Genomic DNA, 15,736 nt, shown 5'->3' on the forward strand with positions numbered 1-15,736 from the left:
GTTATCAATTTATCATGCTGAGTGACCTGGAATTGCTGTTATTAATCAGGAATGATGATGTCTCCGCCTTTGAGGAGCTATACCATCGTTACTGGGAATCTATGTACAATGCTGCCTACAAGCGTTTACGTAGCAGGGAGCAATGCAGAGACTTACTGCAAGACATCTTTGCTGACCTTTGGCGCCGGAAAAATCAGTTGAGCATCGATAACGTTAGCGGCTATCTCCATATGGCGGTACACTACCAGGTATATAAACTGGTGGCCAAACAGGCTACAGGCCCTGCTTTCATGGAGTTATTCGAGAAAATTGCCACCTCGCCCTATGCTGCCGACAACGCATTAGCCGAGAAGGAAACCCAACAGGTGATACATGCCTGGATTAATACCATGCCCGAAAAACGCCGGGAAATCTTTCACCTGTACTATGAGGAGAAGATGAATACCCGGGATATTGCCACCCACCTCAACATCTCCCAAAAAACTGTTCAAAACCAGCTGGGAAAGGCTGTACAGCATCTTCGTACCCGTCTTACCCACCTCTTCACCTTACTCGTTTAAAAAAAATTAAAATAAATTTTTGCCCGGCGTGGGAGATTAGTCCGTTTTCGGTACATATACCATAAAGGAGCACTTCCGATATGGACCAGGACAAAAAATCTGCGTTTTCAGCGCTCGCCAAAAAGTATTTAGCCGGAAAAACGACCCCTGAAGAAGCCAGTTTTCTTTGGGAGTATTACCAATATTTTGAGAAAGAAGCCAACGTACTGGATTCTTTTAGCGCCACAGATAAAGCACAGCTGGAACAGGAAATGAAAAGCTCCATCCTGTCGCAAATAAGTATAATTGAGCCTACTTCCGCCACCAACGGCAACAGACGGCTGTTATTTATCAGGCTGGCTGCTGCCGCCAGTGTAGCTGCTTTACTGGGTTACGGTGTTTCATTAAAATGGACTGCACTAATGAACGTACTGGACCCAGAGCAGCTTACTGAAAAAGTGACCACCAAAGGAGAAAAAGCCCAGGTGGCCTTATCCGACGGCTCCGTTGTTTGGCTGAATGCAGATTCCAAACTGGTATATCCCAAAGTATTCAAACGTGGTCCACGACACGTAAGCCTGGAGGGAGAAGCCTATTTTGAAGTGGCACCTAACAGTGCGCATCCCTTTGCAGTAAATGCTGCTGGCATGACCACCCACGTATTGGGCACCAGCTTTAATGTGAATGCTTATGCAGATTACAACCTGTTTAAGCTAACTGTATTAACCGGAACGGTGAAGATCTCAGTGGAACAGGATACCGCCTCCTTTGCACTATTACGGGCCAACGAACAACTTACTTACAATAAACAGGCACATAGCTTTAGAAAAGAATTAGTAACGGCTGCCGCCGAGGACATGGCATGGAAAGAAGGAAAGCTGATCTTCCGCGATGTACCTATGTCGGCCGTAGCCCTGCAACTGTCACACAAATATGATATCACACTGGAGATGCCGGCGGAGATAGAAAAGATGACCATCTTCGCCGATCTCGCCGACACACCACCTGAAGACGCCATTAAAAAAATTACGAAAATACTGTCACTTAAGTACACTAAAACAGGGAACAAATACACGTTAATGAAAGCTGGAAAGTAGTGTAAAGCCAAAGGAGTCATTTATCCGGAATTAGCTAGCAGTGAGGCTTGCCGGAAGTTCGTTCATCAACAAAAACCGTGTTATGCCAGGATAGGTCAACCAAAATTAAAAAGGGGCTGAAAGAGGAATTATCAGCCCCTGGAAAAAAAATGTCAAGTCTGTTTATCCGATTACTGCAGGGCGTAGGAACCTTGATGCAGTAACAGGATTTTCTTAATCATTTTTCACTATCAAATCTATGAAAAGAGGACTACACTTTCAACTTTCTTTATTCATCAGGTTTATGAGGATATCCACGCTGGTACTAGGATGCCTGTTATCCACCGTTATGGTAGCGTATTGTGCAAAAGGTTACGGACAGCATGAGCTGGATGCCCGCATGACCCTGCACCTCTCCCACGTAAAACTGCCTGATGCCCTCACTACGATCGCAGGCAGGATGAATGTCAAATTTTATTACGCAGGTACTGCCCTGATCAAGGAATCCGTAGTATCTGTGAAGGCCGACAACAAAATGCTCCGGGAAGTACTGGGAGAACTGCTCCAGCCGCTAGGCCTGGGCTTTGACGCCGAGGGCAATCAAATTTATATTGCCAAACAGCCGGCACCCGAGAAAAAAGCAGTAGTAGTCGTTCCCGTTGTAGAACAGGAACAACCTGCCCCTATAAAGGGCCAGATATGGGATACCAAAGGCCAGGCATTAATTGGCGTTACCATTGTGAATAAATCATCTGGTAAAAACAGCCAATCTGATGAACTGGGCACCTTTACCATCCTGGCTAAATCCGGTGATACCCTACATTTCACTATGATGGGCATGCAGCCTGAAGATGTGGTAGTGAAAGGAAAACAAGCCCTGAAAATCACCATGGATTTCAACGTATCCAAAATGAATGAGCTGGTGGTAGTAGGTTATGGTACACAAAAGAAAATCAGTGTAACCGGCGCCGTGTCTACCGTTAAAGTAGATCAGCTGAAAACACCCGCCCGCTCTCTGGCGAACTCGCTCGGAGGCCGCGTTGCCGGTGTACTCATGCAGCAGTCAAGAGGTGAGCCCGGTTACGATGAACCTAACACCTTCAACATCCGCGGCGTAAGTACCTTCACCGGAAACCCCAGCCCGATGGTACTGGTAGATGGGGTACAACGTGATGACCAGACCTCTTCCTGGAGTAATATAGATCCGGAAGACATTGAAAGCGTTTCCTTCCTGAAAGATGCTTCCGCTACAGCCGTATATGGTGCCAGAGGCGCCAATGGCGTAGTACTAATCACTACCAAAAGAGGCGTAGCTGGTAAACCGCGTATTGCAGCAAAAGTAGAAAGCGGCATCAACGGGCTTACCCAGACACCTAAGTTTGTGGATGGCGCCACCTGGATGACGTTATACAACGAGGCCCTGGGTAAAGAACAATTCAGCGCTGACCAGATAGAAAAAACCAGAAGTCATGTAGATCCTTACCTGTATCCCGATGTAAACTGGGTAGATGCCATGTACAAAGACTGGTCCCCTCCCGGTGCCAATGTAAACCTGAGTGCCAACGGTGGTGGCGCTTTTGCCCGCTACTATGTTTCCGGTTCTTATTTTAACCAGAAGGGTAACTATCGCATGAACCCTGATAATCCCTACAATTCGAACGTAGGCTATAATCGTTTTGATTTCCGTTCTAATATAGACATGACTCTGAGCAAAAGTACCACTTTGGGCCTTAGTCTCGGTGCCATGATGGTGAATGCTAACTATCCGGGTGTTTCTGCACAAACTGCCTGGTATCAGGCTATGATGCAGCCACCTATCCTGTTTCCTATCAGGTACCCTGATGGCAAATGGGCCGGCCCTATCACCAACCAGGGCGTAAACCCCGTGAATTCATTGCAGAACAGCGGATATTCCCGTGAATTTAAGCCCACTATGCAATCGGTTTTTTCGCTGAATCAAAAGCTGGATGCTATTACAGAAGGCCTTTCTGCTACGGCCCGTTTTTCTTTTGACTCCTATAGTGAAACAGACCTGCGCAGAACCAAAAATATCGATACCTGGCAGGCTTACCGCCGCGATGCCCAGGGCAACCTGATATACATACAAACCAACTACGGCGATAACTTTATGGGCTTCCAGTCTGGTACAGGCAGTGTACAACGCACCATGTACCTGGAAACCAATATCACTTATGATCACCTGTTTGATGGCAAACATCGCGTAGGAGGCTTGTTCTTATACAATATGCGGGAAAAAACAAACGGATCTGCCGGAGATGCTGTTGGTGGTATTCCTTACCGTAACCAGGGCCTCGCCGCAAGACTTACCTATGGCTACAAAGATAAATACCTGGCAGAGGTAAATATGGGGGCCACCGGTTCTGAAAACTTTGAGAAAGGTCGCCGTTTCGGCGTGTTTCCCTCTGTATCTGCCGGCTGGGTAATCAGCCAGGAAAATTTCTTTGCGAATCTTAAACATGCTGTCAGCATGCTGAAAATAAGAGGTTCCTGGGGTAAAGTAGGAAATGATAAAATTGGTAGTGTCAATAACGACCGTTTCCCTTACATCACTTCTTATGCTGGTGGTGGCGGCATTTCTTTTGGCTATACCCCCAGCTTCAATAACGGCATTTATCAAAACAAAATAGGAGTACAGGGCCTTTCCTGGGAAATTGCCACCAAACAAAATATCGGAGTAGACCTCGAACTGTTCAACAAACTGAATCTTACAGTGGACGTCTTCAAAGAACGGAGAGAGAAGATTCTAATTAACCGGCTTTCTCTCCCGGCATTCCTGGGTAATACAGCACCAGTGTATGCAAACCTGGGAGTCATGGATAACAAAGGTATAGATGGATCACTGGATTATACGGATAAGATAGGTAGTTTGAAGTTCAATGTTTATGGCACTTTTACTTATGCCACCAATAAAATCATCAATAATGACGAACCTACCCCGTTGTACCCATGGCTTTCCAATGTTGGTCAACAGTACAATCAGTTGAGAGGACTGGTATCTGAAGGATTATTTACAGATGATGCCGATATCAATAAACATGCAATACAAAAATTTGGTACTGTTCGTCCGGGTGATATCAAATACAAAGATATCAACAACGATGGTGTAATTGATGCCAATGACATGGTACCCATCGGTAACACCTCCTCTCCTAAAATCATGTATGGTGCGGGCCTGGCATTAGACTTCCATGGTTTCCACCTCGAGGGTTTCTTCCAGGGTGCTGCTAAGGTAGATATCATGCTCATCGCCAGTACCGGCGCATTGGATAACAATGCAAGAGGAATCGTTCCTTTCATGGGAGGCCTTACTTCTGCCAATCTTTATACAGAAGTAACGAACAGGTGGACAGTAGATAATCCTCGCCAGGATGTTATTTATCCAAGACTCAGCATAGCCACTCCCGGCGACAACAACTACCAGTACAGTACCTGGTGGCTGCGTCACGCAGACTATATACGCCTGAAAAATGTACAGTTTGGTTATAGCTTCCGCCCGGAACTATTAAAAAGAATAGGACTCCAGACTTTGTATGTATATACTGCTGGTCAAAACCTGCTTACTTTCTCCAAGTTCAAAATGTGGGATCCGGAATTGAACCAACCTAACGGTACCGGCTACCCGCCATTACGCTCAATCAATTTCGGTATCAAAACAAATTTCTAACCGGCTTTGGGTCAAAAACAGCAGTATCATGAAGAAAAATATTTGTAAGCTATTATTGCTATTACCACTTTTCAGCGCTTTTCTTTCGTGCCATTACCTGGACAAGCAGCCGGATAGTCTTTTATCAGAGGACCTGGTGTGGAAAACCAGGAAACAGGCAGAATCTTATCTCTATACCATATACGGCTATATGATGTTTGGAGAAAATGAAGGCGCTTATATGTTAGGCATCACAGAAGACAGTTACATCACTATACCCGGAACAAACGCCCGTAAAATAAATGATGGCAACTGGAGCCCCTCCACCACCATGTGGGATGTCTGGGGTGGCTGCTATACTGCCATTCGTTCTTCCTTTGTATTTGAAAACAATATCGATAAAGTACCTACCCAGGAACTTAGTGATGATCTGAAAAAACAATACAAGGCAGAAGTAAAATTCCTCCGTGGATACTATTACTGGAACCTATTGAAACGTTATGGTCCTTTTATTAAACTAGATAATACGCTGGGCCTGAATGATGATTTCAATAAATATCCCCGCGCATCTTTTGATGTATGTCTCAATTACGTGAATCAGCTCATGGATGAAGCAGCAGCAGGCCTACCGCTTACCTGGTCTTCTACCTGGTATGGCAAGCCTACTAAAGGTGCTTGCCTTGCTATCAAAGCAGAAGCTGCTTTATGGGCTGCCAGTCCGCTTTGGAACGGCAATCCGGACTTTACCAACTTCCGCGACAAGCAGGGAAATCCACTGGCACCTACCAAAGCTGATGCATCCAAATGGGCCACAGCTGCCAGCGCTGCCAAGGCAGTCATTGATCTGGGTGTTTATAAACTGTATACCAATGAAGACGACGGGGAAACATTTGATCCTTTCAAATCATACACCGGCGTTTTTTTGACACCCTGGAATAATGAAATTATTTTCTCCTGCGCCAACTGGAACCCTCACTACTGGGACCACGATTGTACAGCCTATCCAGGCGGTTTCCAATTATTTGCAGCCACTCAAAATGCGGTAGATGCCTACTATATGAACGATGGAAAATGGATCACTGATCCTACTTCTAAGTACCAGGAAACCGGGTTTGCGGTTTCCGGTGACCCCAATAATAAAAGCTGGGGCCATGCAGCCGGCGACTGGAACATGTATGCCAACCGTGAACCACGCTTTTATGCAAGTATCTGTTATAACAAAAGGCCAGTAATTGCCGCCCCTACAGCAGATGACCGCAACCGCTACTCTTCCGATGGCAACAAAAACGGACAGGGAAGAATTGAATTCTACTACCGCGGCACTGCCGGACGCAGAGCAGTGGGATATGCTTTCCCCGGCTATCTCATTGCCAAAGGTGTTAGCCCCGCTGGCAACGCCTACGCCTGGAGCAGTCCTTACCGGCCTTTCATCATTACACGCTATGCAGGCATTTTACTCGATTACGTAGAAGCCCTCAATGAGTCCGATCCAGGCAATCCCGATATCGCACTTTATCTGAACAAGATCCGCGCACGTTCCGGCGTACCTGCCATTGAACAGGTATATCCGGCAGCAATAGGCAACAAAGCCGAAATGCGCAAACATATACTTCGCGAACGCATGATTGAAATGGCCTTCGAACGCGGTGACCACTGGTGGACCCGCGCCCGTCGGAAAGACATGGACAACGATGATTTTAAGAAAATATACGGAATGAATTTCGATGCCGATGATAACGATCAGGGATTTGGATTTACAGGCTTCTACCAACGCACACTTTTACAAACACGTCAGTTTGATAAGAAGATGTATCTCTTCCCTATTTCACAATCTGAAATTGTTCGTGATACTGCACTGGTGCAGAATCCAGGCTGGTAATAGTTTTATTCATTCCTAAAAAGAAAATCATATGAACGCTATCATAAAATATCGTTTGTTGCTGTTACTCGGATTACCTTTACTCTTTACAAGCTGCAAAAAAGATAAGGTGCAGGGACACAACAACGGCGCTCCCATCGTCATTGAAAAATTCTCTCCAATGAAAGGTGGTACCGGCACAGAAATACTGGTATATGGAGACAATTTCAATAACGATACCACGGGCGTAACCGTGTTGGTAAACGGAGTTAGAGCCGTTGTAACCGGTACAGTTGCCAACCGGCTGATATTCCTCGTACCGGAAGGAGCCGGCTCCGGTAAAGTCACCATTACCATCAACGGTACCAGCGTTACAAGCACAACGGACTTCAATTACCTGCCGGCGCAATATGTAAGTACCATGACGGGTTCCGGAATATCCGGCTATAAAGACGGCGACAGCGCCGTTGCCAAATTCAACTTCCAGTACGGACAAGGCATGACACACGATGCCGCCGGTAACCTGTATGTAACTGATGGCGCCAACAACAATATCCGTAAAATAACACCTGATGGTAAAGTGAGTACAGTAGCAGGCAGCAATACCAGCGGCGGAAATTGGAACGGTCCTGTGGCAGAAGCCACATTTAATCACCCTTACGGTATAGAAATCGATAAAGACAATAACATTTATGTAGCCGATACCTGGAATGGTGCATTACGCAAAATTTCCAAAGATGGCATCGTGAGCACCGTTGCCGGTGTGGGTGATATCGTGGATGTAGCGATTGACAAACGTAATGGGAAGCTATATGTAGCCCAGTTTGGTCCAGGTAAAATCCTTGAAGTCGATCCTGCTAATGGCAACCTCACCGAGGTGGCCAGTGGCTTCCAAAACCTCAGTGCCATTGAAATAGACAGCAAAGGAAATTTTTATGGAGTAGATAACAGCCGTTCATTTATTGGTCGGGTAGATGCTACCACCAGACAAATGACCGTCATTGCAGGAACGATGTGGCAAACAGGTTTGGTAGATGGACCTGGCAATGCTGCCAAATTTGATCACCCCTGGGGCATTGCTATTGATAAAAACGATAACCTCTATATTGGCGGTAATGGCGGTAGTTCCTATGGTGGCGGCGACAATAATACAAATCAATGTGTTCGTTTCATTGAAGCCAATACCTGGAATGTATCCACCTATGCCGGCAATTCTTCAAAAGGATATGCAGATGGTCTGGCCAGTTTGTCGTTATTCAATGTACCGGTAGGACTGACCGTAGGCGACAACGGTGTTGTGTACGTGATAGACGCAGTCAACTATCGCATCAGGAAAATTATTTCCCGCTGATGCTCACCAACCTGACAGGTGACAATGCCTGTCAGGTTGGTCTTTTTTAGATTATTACGAACGGACTCATACCATGCAACTACTTAAATCCTTATGGACGGCCCTGTTTTTGGCCGCTCCCGCGCTTACCTACAGCGCTCCGCCAGCTACTTATTACGTAGCTAGCAATGGCAACAATCAAAATACCGGCAGTAAACAATCTCCCCTTCAAACCATCAGTTATGCTTTAAGCAAAGCCATGCCAGGCGATGTAGTACTGGTGCGCGGCGGCAACTATGCAGAAAAAGTGGTATTTCCCCGCTCTGGCAGCCAGGGGCAATACATTACACTCAAAGCCTATACAGGGGAAAAACCTGTGATCAATGGCAGCACCCTTACGGTGAATGGCTTTGAAGGATTGGTTACCATCAACAATGTGAGCTGGGTGATCATGGATGGTTTTGAAGTAAGCAATTTTAAAAGTAATTCCGCCAGCGGGTTCCCTGATGGGATTGTGGTAAAAGGCGCCGGCAGTCACATTATTGTGAGGAACAATGAAATACATGATATTGCACACGAAGTAGCACCGGAAAAAGGCCGTAGCGCTCATGCTATTTCTGTGCTGGGCAACAGTCCCGCCCCGATTACACAACTAACGATTACCGGCAATATCATCCACGACTGTAAAACAGGCTATAGTGAAAATCTGACCATTAACGGTTACGTAGATACGTTTTTCGTTACCCACAATAAAATCTACAATTGCGAAAACATTGGCATTGACGCGGCTGGTGGCTATTGGGCCAATCCTGATTCAACCGTGAACTTTGCCCGCAATGGGGTGATCAGTGATAATGTGTTGTATAATGTAGATGCGTCTATCGGGCCCATTCGTCCTTCCGGTGATATGCACGGGGCCATTGGTATTTATGTGGATGGGGCAAGAAGTATAACTATTGAAAGAAACAAAATCTACGATAGTGATCGGGGTATCAGCCTGGCCAGCGAAAACCAGCAGTTCCCCAGTATGAATTGCATTGTTCGTGATAACCTGGTTTACAATTGCTGGCTGGCGGGGATAGACATGGGCGGTTATGTAGGATATAACAATGGCAGGGCCGAAGGCAATAGGATTGTCAATAACACCCTGAAGTACAATAACAAAGTAAAAGGCCATAACGGCGAAACGGAAGGCGAAATCCGGCTGACCGAGAACTGCATCCGGAATACGATCCGGGGTAATCGCATTTACGCCCGTGATAGCAGCGATGTATTTATTCACAAATACAGCAGCAGTGGTCATGATAACATCATCGACGATAACAGGTATTTTATTAAGGGGTCAGGTCAGTGGATCTGGAACGGGCAGCTATATACGAAGCTGGCCGATTGGCAAGCTGCCTGCCAATGTGATGCAAAGGCAACGATCCGTCGGAAGTAAAAGCTAAAATAATATGCAGGCAGGCCTCTTTTTCGGAAGGGGCCTGCCTTTTTTGTAAAATCCCGGGACCTGTTTCTTTGGTCCGGAATTCCCTGAAAACAGAATAAATTTAGCTATCTTCGCGCGATCATAAAGTTGACCGATATTTACAACTAACTGGAAACTAGTTGTTTATATTTGAAAAAGGTTAGATTAGGAAATAGGTACGAAAACGCACGGATGTGGAAAAAGCCGGCAAACAGGGCTGGCAATTGGATCTGTTGCTTTACAGCATGCGTTCCGCCCAGCCGTACATATAATGTTATGTGGCAATGCGTCAATATGGCAACGTGATAATACTATGCTTTCCCTCACTTTCATTATCACGGTAGTCCTGTTCAGACACAGTTTCACCTGATTTTATTCAACAAAAGTCCTCTGCCATTCCTACTTGCCCGTGTGACTTCATGGCAGAAAAATAAATAAGGAATTATTATTGCTTCTTAAAGAACACTTTTATACAATTCAATTATGGCAACCGTTACGAGAGAAAACATTGGTTTATTGAACGATAAGATCACTGTGAAAGTGAGCCAGGAAGACTACCTTCCTAATTTTGACAAAGCAGTAAAGCAATTCAGCAAAAATGCAAACATACCTGGCTTCCGTAAAGGAATGGTCCCTGCTGGTATGGTAAAGAAAATGCACGGTCAGGCTATCTTTGGTGACGAAATCCTGAAAACTGTTGAAAGAGAGTTGATGGGTTATGTACAGACAGAGAAGCTGGAAATTTTTGGCCAGCCATTATCTCTGGAAAAACAGGCAAAAGATCTGGATTTCAACAAGCCTGCTGATTATGCCTTCGAATTTGAAGTTGGTCTGAAACCAAGTTTCGCAATTACTCCACTGGAAAACAACAAAACCACCCTTACCAAATATAAAGTAGCTGTTACCGAAGAAATGGTAAATGACGAGGTACAACGTTTACAGCTGAAAGGTGGAAAAACAACCGAACCAGAAACAATTACTTCAGAAGATAACGTGATTAACGTTAAATTCGAAGAATCAGATGCAAAAGGCAATGTAGTAGAAGGCGGTATTGTAAAAGAAAATGCATTACTGGTTAAATACTTCTCACCTGCTATCCAGGCAGAACTGCAGGGCAAAAAGAATGAAGACAGCATTGTATTCCAATTAGCTACTTCTTTTGATGAGCAACGTTTGGGCTGGATACTGAAAGATCTGGGCTTCGAAACAACTGATAAAGAAGCAGCGCAGAAATATTTCAAACTGACCATCACTAAAGTAGGTCTGATTGAAAAAAGAGAACTGAATGAAGAGTTCTTCAAAGAAGTTTATCCGGGAGAAGCAATCACTACAGAAGAAGCTTTCCGCGCTAAACTGAAAGAAGAAATCGGTAAATACTGGGATTCTGAAAGCCGTAACCACCTTCACAACGACCTGTTTGAAGTACTGGTACACGAAACCCCAATGGATTTACCAAAGGATTTCCTCAAACGCTGGTTGCAGGTAGGTGGTGAAAAACCTAAAACTGCAGAAGAAGCGGACAAAGAATTCCCTGGTTTCGACCACCAACTGCGTTGGACACTGATCAGCGATAAACTGGTTAAAGAAAATAAACTGGAAGTTTCTTTCGAAGAACTGAAAGAAAATGCCAAACAAAAAGTATTAGGCTACTATGGCGGCGCCGCTGCTGATGGAGCAGAATGGTTAGACAGCTACCTGGATCGCCTGTTACAGGATGAAAAATTTGTAGACCAGACTTACCGTGAAATGATCACTGCCAAGTTATTTGACTGGGCTGAAGCAAAGGTGAACGTGAAAGAAGAGGAAATCAAAGCAGAAGATTTTGTTAATTTACCTCATAAACATCACCATCATGAACATTAATAATGAATTTAGAAAATATGCCATCCAGCATCGGGGAATCAGCAGCCTGGTAGTAGATAGTTATGCTAAAAGCCACAACCAGTTCAACAGCCTGACTCCTTACATCCTTGAAGAGCGTCAGTTGAATATGCAACAGATGGACGTTTTCTCCAGGTTGATGGCTGATCGTATTATTTTCCTCGGAGATCCGGTAAACGACTACGTAGCAAACGTAATTACTGCGCAGTTACTGTTCCTGGAGTCTTCCGATCGTACCCGCGATATCCAGATGTACATCAACAGCCCCGGTGGTAGTGTGTATGCTGGTTTAGGTATCTATGATACCATGCAGGTAGTTTCTCCTGAAATCGCTACTATCTGTACCGGTATGGCCGCCTCTTTCGGCGCTGTATTGCTGGTAGCCGGCGCTAAAGGAAAACGTACTGCGCTGAAGCATGCCCGTGTAATGATTCACCAGCCTCATGGCGGTGCAGAAGGCCAGACTTCAGATATCGAAATCACTGCACGTGAGTTCGTGAAACTGAAAAAGGAACTGAACGAAATCATTGCCAGCCACTGCGGACAGCCAGTGAAAAAAGTGGAAAAAGATTCTGACCGTGACTACTGGATGACTGCGGATGAAGCGAAAGAATACGGCATCATCGATGACGTACTCCAGAAGAATCCAAAGAAAAATCTGGATACACCACAGTAAAGCTTAAAGCTTAAAGCTTAAGGCATAAAGCTCAAAGCTATTGTAGCGAATGATATAGCGGTTTTTTAGTACATGTCGCTAGCATCATTCGCTTCAATAGTTTTGAGCTTTTAAAATTTTAAGTTTTTATCAAATAGCGTCCGCTATCATTAAAAGCTGATAGCCAACGGCTAAAAGCTGGGGTGATATGATATTTTTTCCATACCTGTTGCTACGAAACCCTTTGCTTTTGTGCTTATGCTAACTTTGGGCTTCCGGCTTTATGCTTTACGCTATTTAATGTAAATTTGTAACCCTGCATTATCACGGCAGGCCAGATAGTTTCGTAGAAAAATAATCTATTCCGAAATGAAAGAATCAAAAATTCGTTGTTCCTTTTGCAGCCGCTCTAAAGAAGAAGTGCAGATATTGATAGCTGGCGCGGAAGGACACATTTGTGAAAACTGTGTAGCCAATGCGCAGGAAATAATTGACCAGGAACTGTTTCCTCCTGGCAAGAAAGCTCCTTCAGCAGCGGCGCCGCACTTCGCGCCTAAAGTGTCCAAACCAATGGACATGAAAAAATTCCTGGACGAATATGTTATCGGACAGGATGATGCCAAGAAAATACTCGCTGTAGCGGTATACAACCACTATAAAAGGCTCAATCAGCAGATAGGTGACGATGAAGTGGAAATTGAAAAGTCCAATATCATCATGGTGGGAGAAACCGGTACCGGTAAAACCCTCCTCGCTAAATCCATCGCCAAACAATTAAACGTACCCTTTGCCATTGTAGATGCTACCGTATTTACAGAAGCCGGTTATGTGGGTGAAGACGTGGAAAGTATCCTCAGCCGCCTGTTACAGGTATGTAACTACGATGTGGAAGCTGCTGAACGTGGCATCGTTTACATCGATGAGATCGATAAAATTGCCCGTAAAAGCGATAACCCTTCCATCACCCGCGATGTAAGCGGTGAAGGTGTACAACAAGGCCTCCTGAAATTACTGGAAGGTACAGAAGTACTGGTACCTCCACAGGGCGGTCGTAAACATCCGGAGCAGAAACTGATCAAACTGAACACACAAAACATCCTCTTCATCTGCGGTGGCGCATTTGATGGTGTGGAAAGGATTATCAGCAGAAGAATACAAACACATTCTATCGGCTTTACCGTTAACAAGGAAAAAGAAGAAGAAAACAGAAAACAGATCCTGCGTTACATCAACTCACAGGACCTGAAATCTTTCGGTCTGATTCCTGAATTACTGGGACGTCTGCCAGTGGTTACCTATCTGAATTCACTCGATAGAGATACCCTGAAAGCCATCTTAACAGAGCCGAAAAATGCACTCGTTAAACAGTACAAGAAACTGTTCAAGGTGGAAAATATCGATTTGCAGGTAGAAGCAGAAGCGATCGACTACATTGTAGACAAAGCCATGGAATACAAACTGGGTGCGCGTGGATTACGCTCCATCTGCGAAGTAGTACTGAGCGATGCTATGTATGAGTTACCTTCTGCAAATGAAACTACCTTCCACCTGACCAGGGAATATGCACAGTCAAAACTGGAGCAGTCCACCCTTGTGAAACTGAAAGTAGCATAACCATGACCGGAATACCGGTATGGCTACACTATCTCTAATCATAAAACCTCTATTTATGCAGGAACTCATTCAGCAATTACAGGAAAAAGCCGGGTTGACCGCCGAACAGGCAGCACAATCCATTGATGTGATCAAAGAATATGTGAAAGGCAAATTACCTCCTTTTATTGCAGGTACAGTGGATAACTGGTTTGCAGGAATGTCAGACAAAGCCGGAGAAAAAAAGGCTGGTTTGATGGATCAGGCAGGTGATTTTCTGGATAATGTAAAAGATAAGGCAGAAGATTGGGCAGAAGAAGCAAAGGATAAAGTATCCGACTTCTTCAACAAGGATAAAAAATAGAGAATTACGAATTTCAAATTACGAATTACGGCTTTCAGAGAAGAGCATAGCGAATAACTTTCGCGTTTACTATCTTCTCCGAAAGCCGTAATTCGTAATTTGAAATTCGTAATTGTTTTTACAATGTTTTCAGATAAAGATATAAAGCAATCAATTCGTCGTCTGTATACTGGGCAGTCATTGTCCAGGGCATATCTTTCACCAGCAATTGTTTTCCTTCCGGTGTTTTTCCGGTACGCAGGGCGGTAATAAACTCCTCTTTCGACCATTTGCCCACATGACCGGTGCTGGTAATATTGGCTACCGGCGCTCCTCCCGGAACAGGGTTATCTCCCCCTGTCAACTCCGGTTTATGACAGCCCGTACAGGAAGCCGATAAATACTTCCCATAATCTGCCGTAGGCGCCTTCGCTACCAACGCTGGCTGCTGATGGCTATGGTCTATCATTTCAGCCGGAAACAGCGGAATTTTGCCCATTACAGACAGTATTTTGCCCATTGGCCCTATCTCCGTTGGGATGTTAGGCGTATCCACTTTGGGCTGAGCTTTACAAAACGCGATTATAGCCGCTATATCGTGATCATCCAGCCGGGCAAACTCTTGTGAGGGCATCAGCAATAAAGTCTTGTTTTCGGCATTTAAACCGTGCCGCATCGCCCTTAGCCAGGCTTTGTTGTCAAAGTCCGCCGAAAGCCCTCCTTTACCATAGGTAAGATTGGTTCCGGCAATACGCCCCAAACCCGGGTCATCTACGATCAACCGCCCACGTAAGTCAGTACCATGGCACTCTCCGCAACCCTTAATTTCATAAAGATGCTTGCCGGCGGCAATAGTAGCCGAATCTTCCGGGATTGGGATGTCTCTCACCTGCACTGCGTAGGACTTATTCACATGTTGGCGAAAAAGGAAGGAAAAAACCGCATAAGTTAATGCACAGATTAACACCAGACCAAGCAATATCCTGCCGGCCCATTTAAGTATTTTGGAGAACATAACAACTGGGATAATTTAGAAAGCAAAAGTAATAGGGATAAATATTACTGGCTTCAGTAGAACTACTGAATTATGGAAGAATCATAACGTGGATTACAGGCTTATATCTCTTTTACTTTACGAAGCGTCTTCACATGGGATAAACCAGCCAGACCCGGTATAGAAAAGCACCCGTATTACAGGGTGCTTCTCATTGCGTAAAAGTGTTTCAAATCTTTCCTGATTTTGTGTGTTAAGGTTGATAAACGGTAAAGAGTGATGAATTAACCCAAATTTAACGTTCCTTTTGCAATATACAATAACACTAAAGGGGT

11 protein-coding genes are annotated in these 15,736 nt (G+C 44.9%); 10 read left to right on the forward strand and 1 reads right to left on the reverse strand.

All coding sequences use genetic code 11. The features are described from left to right. Positions 1-14 precede the first annotated feature (14 nt). The 10 genes from AC1DFM_RS30850 to AC1DFM_RS30895 all read left to right on the forward strand — a co-directional run bounded on the left by AC1DFM_RS30850 (position 15) and on the right by AC1DFM_RS30895 (position 14,428). A complete protein-coding gene (locus AC1DFM_RS30850; RefSeq protein ID WP_477080636.1) occupies positions 15-560 on the forward strand; it encodes an RNA polymerase sigma factor in 546 nt (181 codons plus the stop codon). An 80-nt stretch (positions 561-640) separates the two neighbouring features. Then, positions 641-1,636: a FecR family protein gene (locus AC1DFM_RS30855; protein WP_477080637.1), complete on the forward strand. Its 996-nt coding sequence runs from the start codon at positions 641-643 to the stop codon at positions 1,634-1,636. Positions 1,637-1,919: 283 nt separating this feature from the next. Further along, a complete protein-coding gene (locus tag AC1DFM_RS30860) occupies positions 1,920-5,300 on the forward strand; it encodes a SusC/RagA family TonB-linked outer membrane protein (RefSeq protein WP_477080638.1) in 3,381 nt (1,126 codons plus the stop codon). A 28-nt stretch (positions 5,301-5,328) separates the two neighbouring features. Further along, a complete protein-coding gene (locus AC1DFM_RS30865; RefSeq protein WP_477080639.1) occupies positions 5,329-7,158 on the forward strand; it encodes a RagB/SusD family nutrient uptake outer membrane protein in 1,830 nt (609 codons plus the stop codon). 31 nt (positions 7,159-7,189) lie between these two features. After that, complete coding sequence (locus AC1DFM_RS30870; protein WP_477080640.1) at positions 7,190-8,488, forward strand: IPT/TIG domain-containing protein; 1,299 nt, start codon at positions 7,190-7,192, stop codon at positions 8,486-8,488. Between the two features lie 73 nt (positions 8,489-8,561). Beyond that, positions 8,562-9,908 (forward strand): DUF1565 domain-containing protein, encoded by a 1,347-nt coding sequence (locus AC1DFM_RS30875; protein ID WP_477080641.1) that lies wholly within the window; start codon positions 8,562-8,564, stop codon positions 9,906-9,908. A gap of 510 nt (positions 9,909-10,418) precedes the next feature. Further along, positions 10,419-11,798 carry a trigger factor gene (gene tig, locus AC1DFM_RS30880; RefSeq protein ID WP_477080642.1) on the forward strand — a complete coding sequence of 460 codons (1,380 nt, stop codon included), beginning with the start codon at positions 10,419-10,421 and terminating at the stop codon, positions 11,796-11,798. Then, on the forward strand, positions 11,788-12,492 hold the full coding sequence (clpP, locus tag AC1DFM_RS30885) for an ATP-dependent Clp endopeptidase proteolytic subunit ClpP (RefSeq protein ID WP_291928596.1): 705 nt from the start codon (positions 11,788-11,790) through the stop codon (positions 12,490-12,492). The genes tig and clpP overlap by 11 nt, the downstream gene beginning before the upstream one ends. Positions 12,493-12,840: 348 nt before the next feature. Beyond that, a complete protein-coding gene (clpX, locus tag AC1DFM_RS30890; protein ID WP_477080643.1) occupies positions 12,841-14,085 on the forward strand; it encodes an ATP-dependent Clp protease ATP-binding subunit ClpX in 1,245 nt (414 codons plus the stop codon). Between the two features lie 55 nt (positions 14,086-14,140). Next, the gene (locus AC1DFM_RS30895) at positions 14,141-14,428 is read left to right on the forward strand and encodes a hypothetical protein (RefSeq protein ID WP_477080644.1); all 288 of its coding nucleotides are present in this window, start codon (positions 14,141-14,143) and stop codon (positions 14,426-14,428) included. Between the two features lie 118 nt (positions 14,429-14,546). Here AC1DFM_RS30895 and AC1DFM_RS30900 read toward each other — a convergent pair whose 3' ends face one another. Next, positions 14,547-15,320, reverse strand: coding sequence for a c-type cytochrome (locus AC1DFM_RS30900; protein ID WP_477080645.1), 774 nt, complete (start codon positions 15,318-15,320; stop codon positions 14,547-14,549). Positions 15,321-15,736: the final 416 nt, after the last annotated feature.

It is taken from the genome of Chitinophaga sp. 05T412 (assembly GCF_056396465.1).

What these genes read in the sequence shown, in the direction of transcription:
- AC1DFM_RS30895 (WP_477080644.1), top strand. Translation starts at nt 14,141, where the DNA reads ATGCAGGAACTCATTCAGCAATTACAGGAAAAAGCCGGGTTGACCGCC.
- clpX (WP_477080643.1), top strand. Translation starts at nt 12,841, where the DNA reads ATGAAAGAATCAAAAATTCGTTGTTCCTTTTGCAGCCGCTCTAAAGAA.
- tig (WP_477080642.1), top strand. Translation starts at nt 10,419, where the DNA reads ATGGCAACCGTTACGAGAGAAAACATTGGTTTATTGAACGATAAGATC.
- AC1DFM_RS30850 (WP_477080636.1), top strand. Translation starts at nt 15, where the DNA reads ATGCTGAGTGACCTGGAATTGCTGTTATTAATCAGGAATGATGATGTC.
- AC1DFM_RS30860 (WP_477080638.1), top strand. Translation starts at nt 1,920, where the DNA reads ATGAGGATATCCACGCTGGTACTAGGATGCCTGTTATCCACCGTTATG.
- clpP (WP_291928596.1), top strand. Translation starts at nt 11,788, where the DNA reads ATGAACATTAATAATGAATTTAGAAAATATGCCATCCAGCATCGGGGA.
- AC1DFM_RS30865 (WP_477080639.1), top strand. Translation starts at nt 5,329, where the DNA reads ATGAAGAAAAATATTTGTAAGCTATTATTGCTATTACCACTTTTCAGC.
- AC1DFM_RS30855 (WP_477080637.1), top strand. Translation starts at nt 641, where the DNA reads ATGGACCAGGACAAAAAATCTGCGTTTTCAGCGCTCGCCAAAAAGTAT.
- AC1DFM_RS30870 (WP_477080640.1), top strand. Translation starts at nt 7,190, where the DNA reads ATGAACGCTATCATAAAATATCGTTTGTTGCTGTTACTCGGATTACCT.
- AC1DFM_RS30875 (WP_477080641.1), top strand. Translation starts at nt 8,562, where the DNA reads ATGCAACTACTTAAATCCTTATGGACGGCCCTGTTTTTGGCCGCTCCC.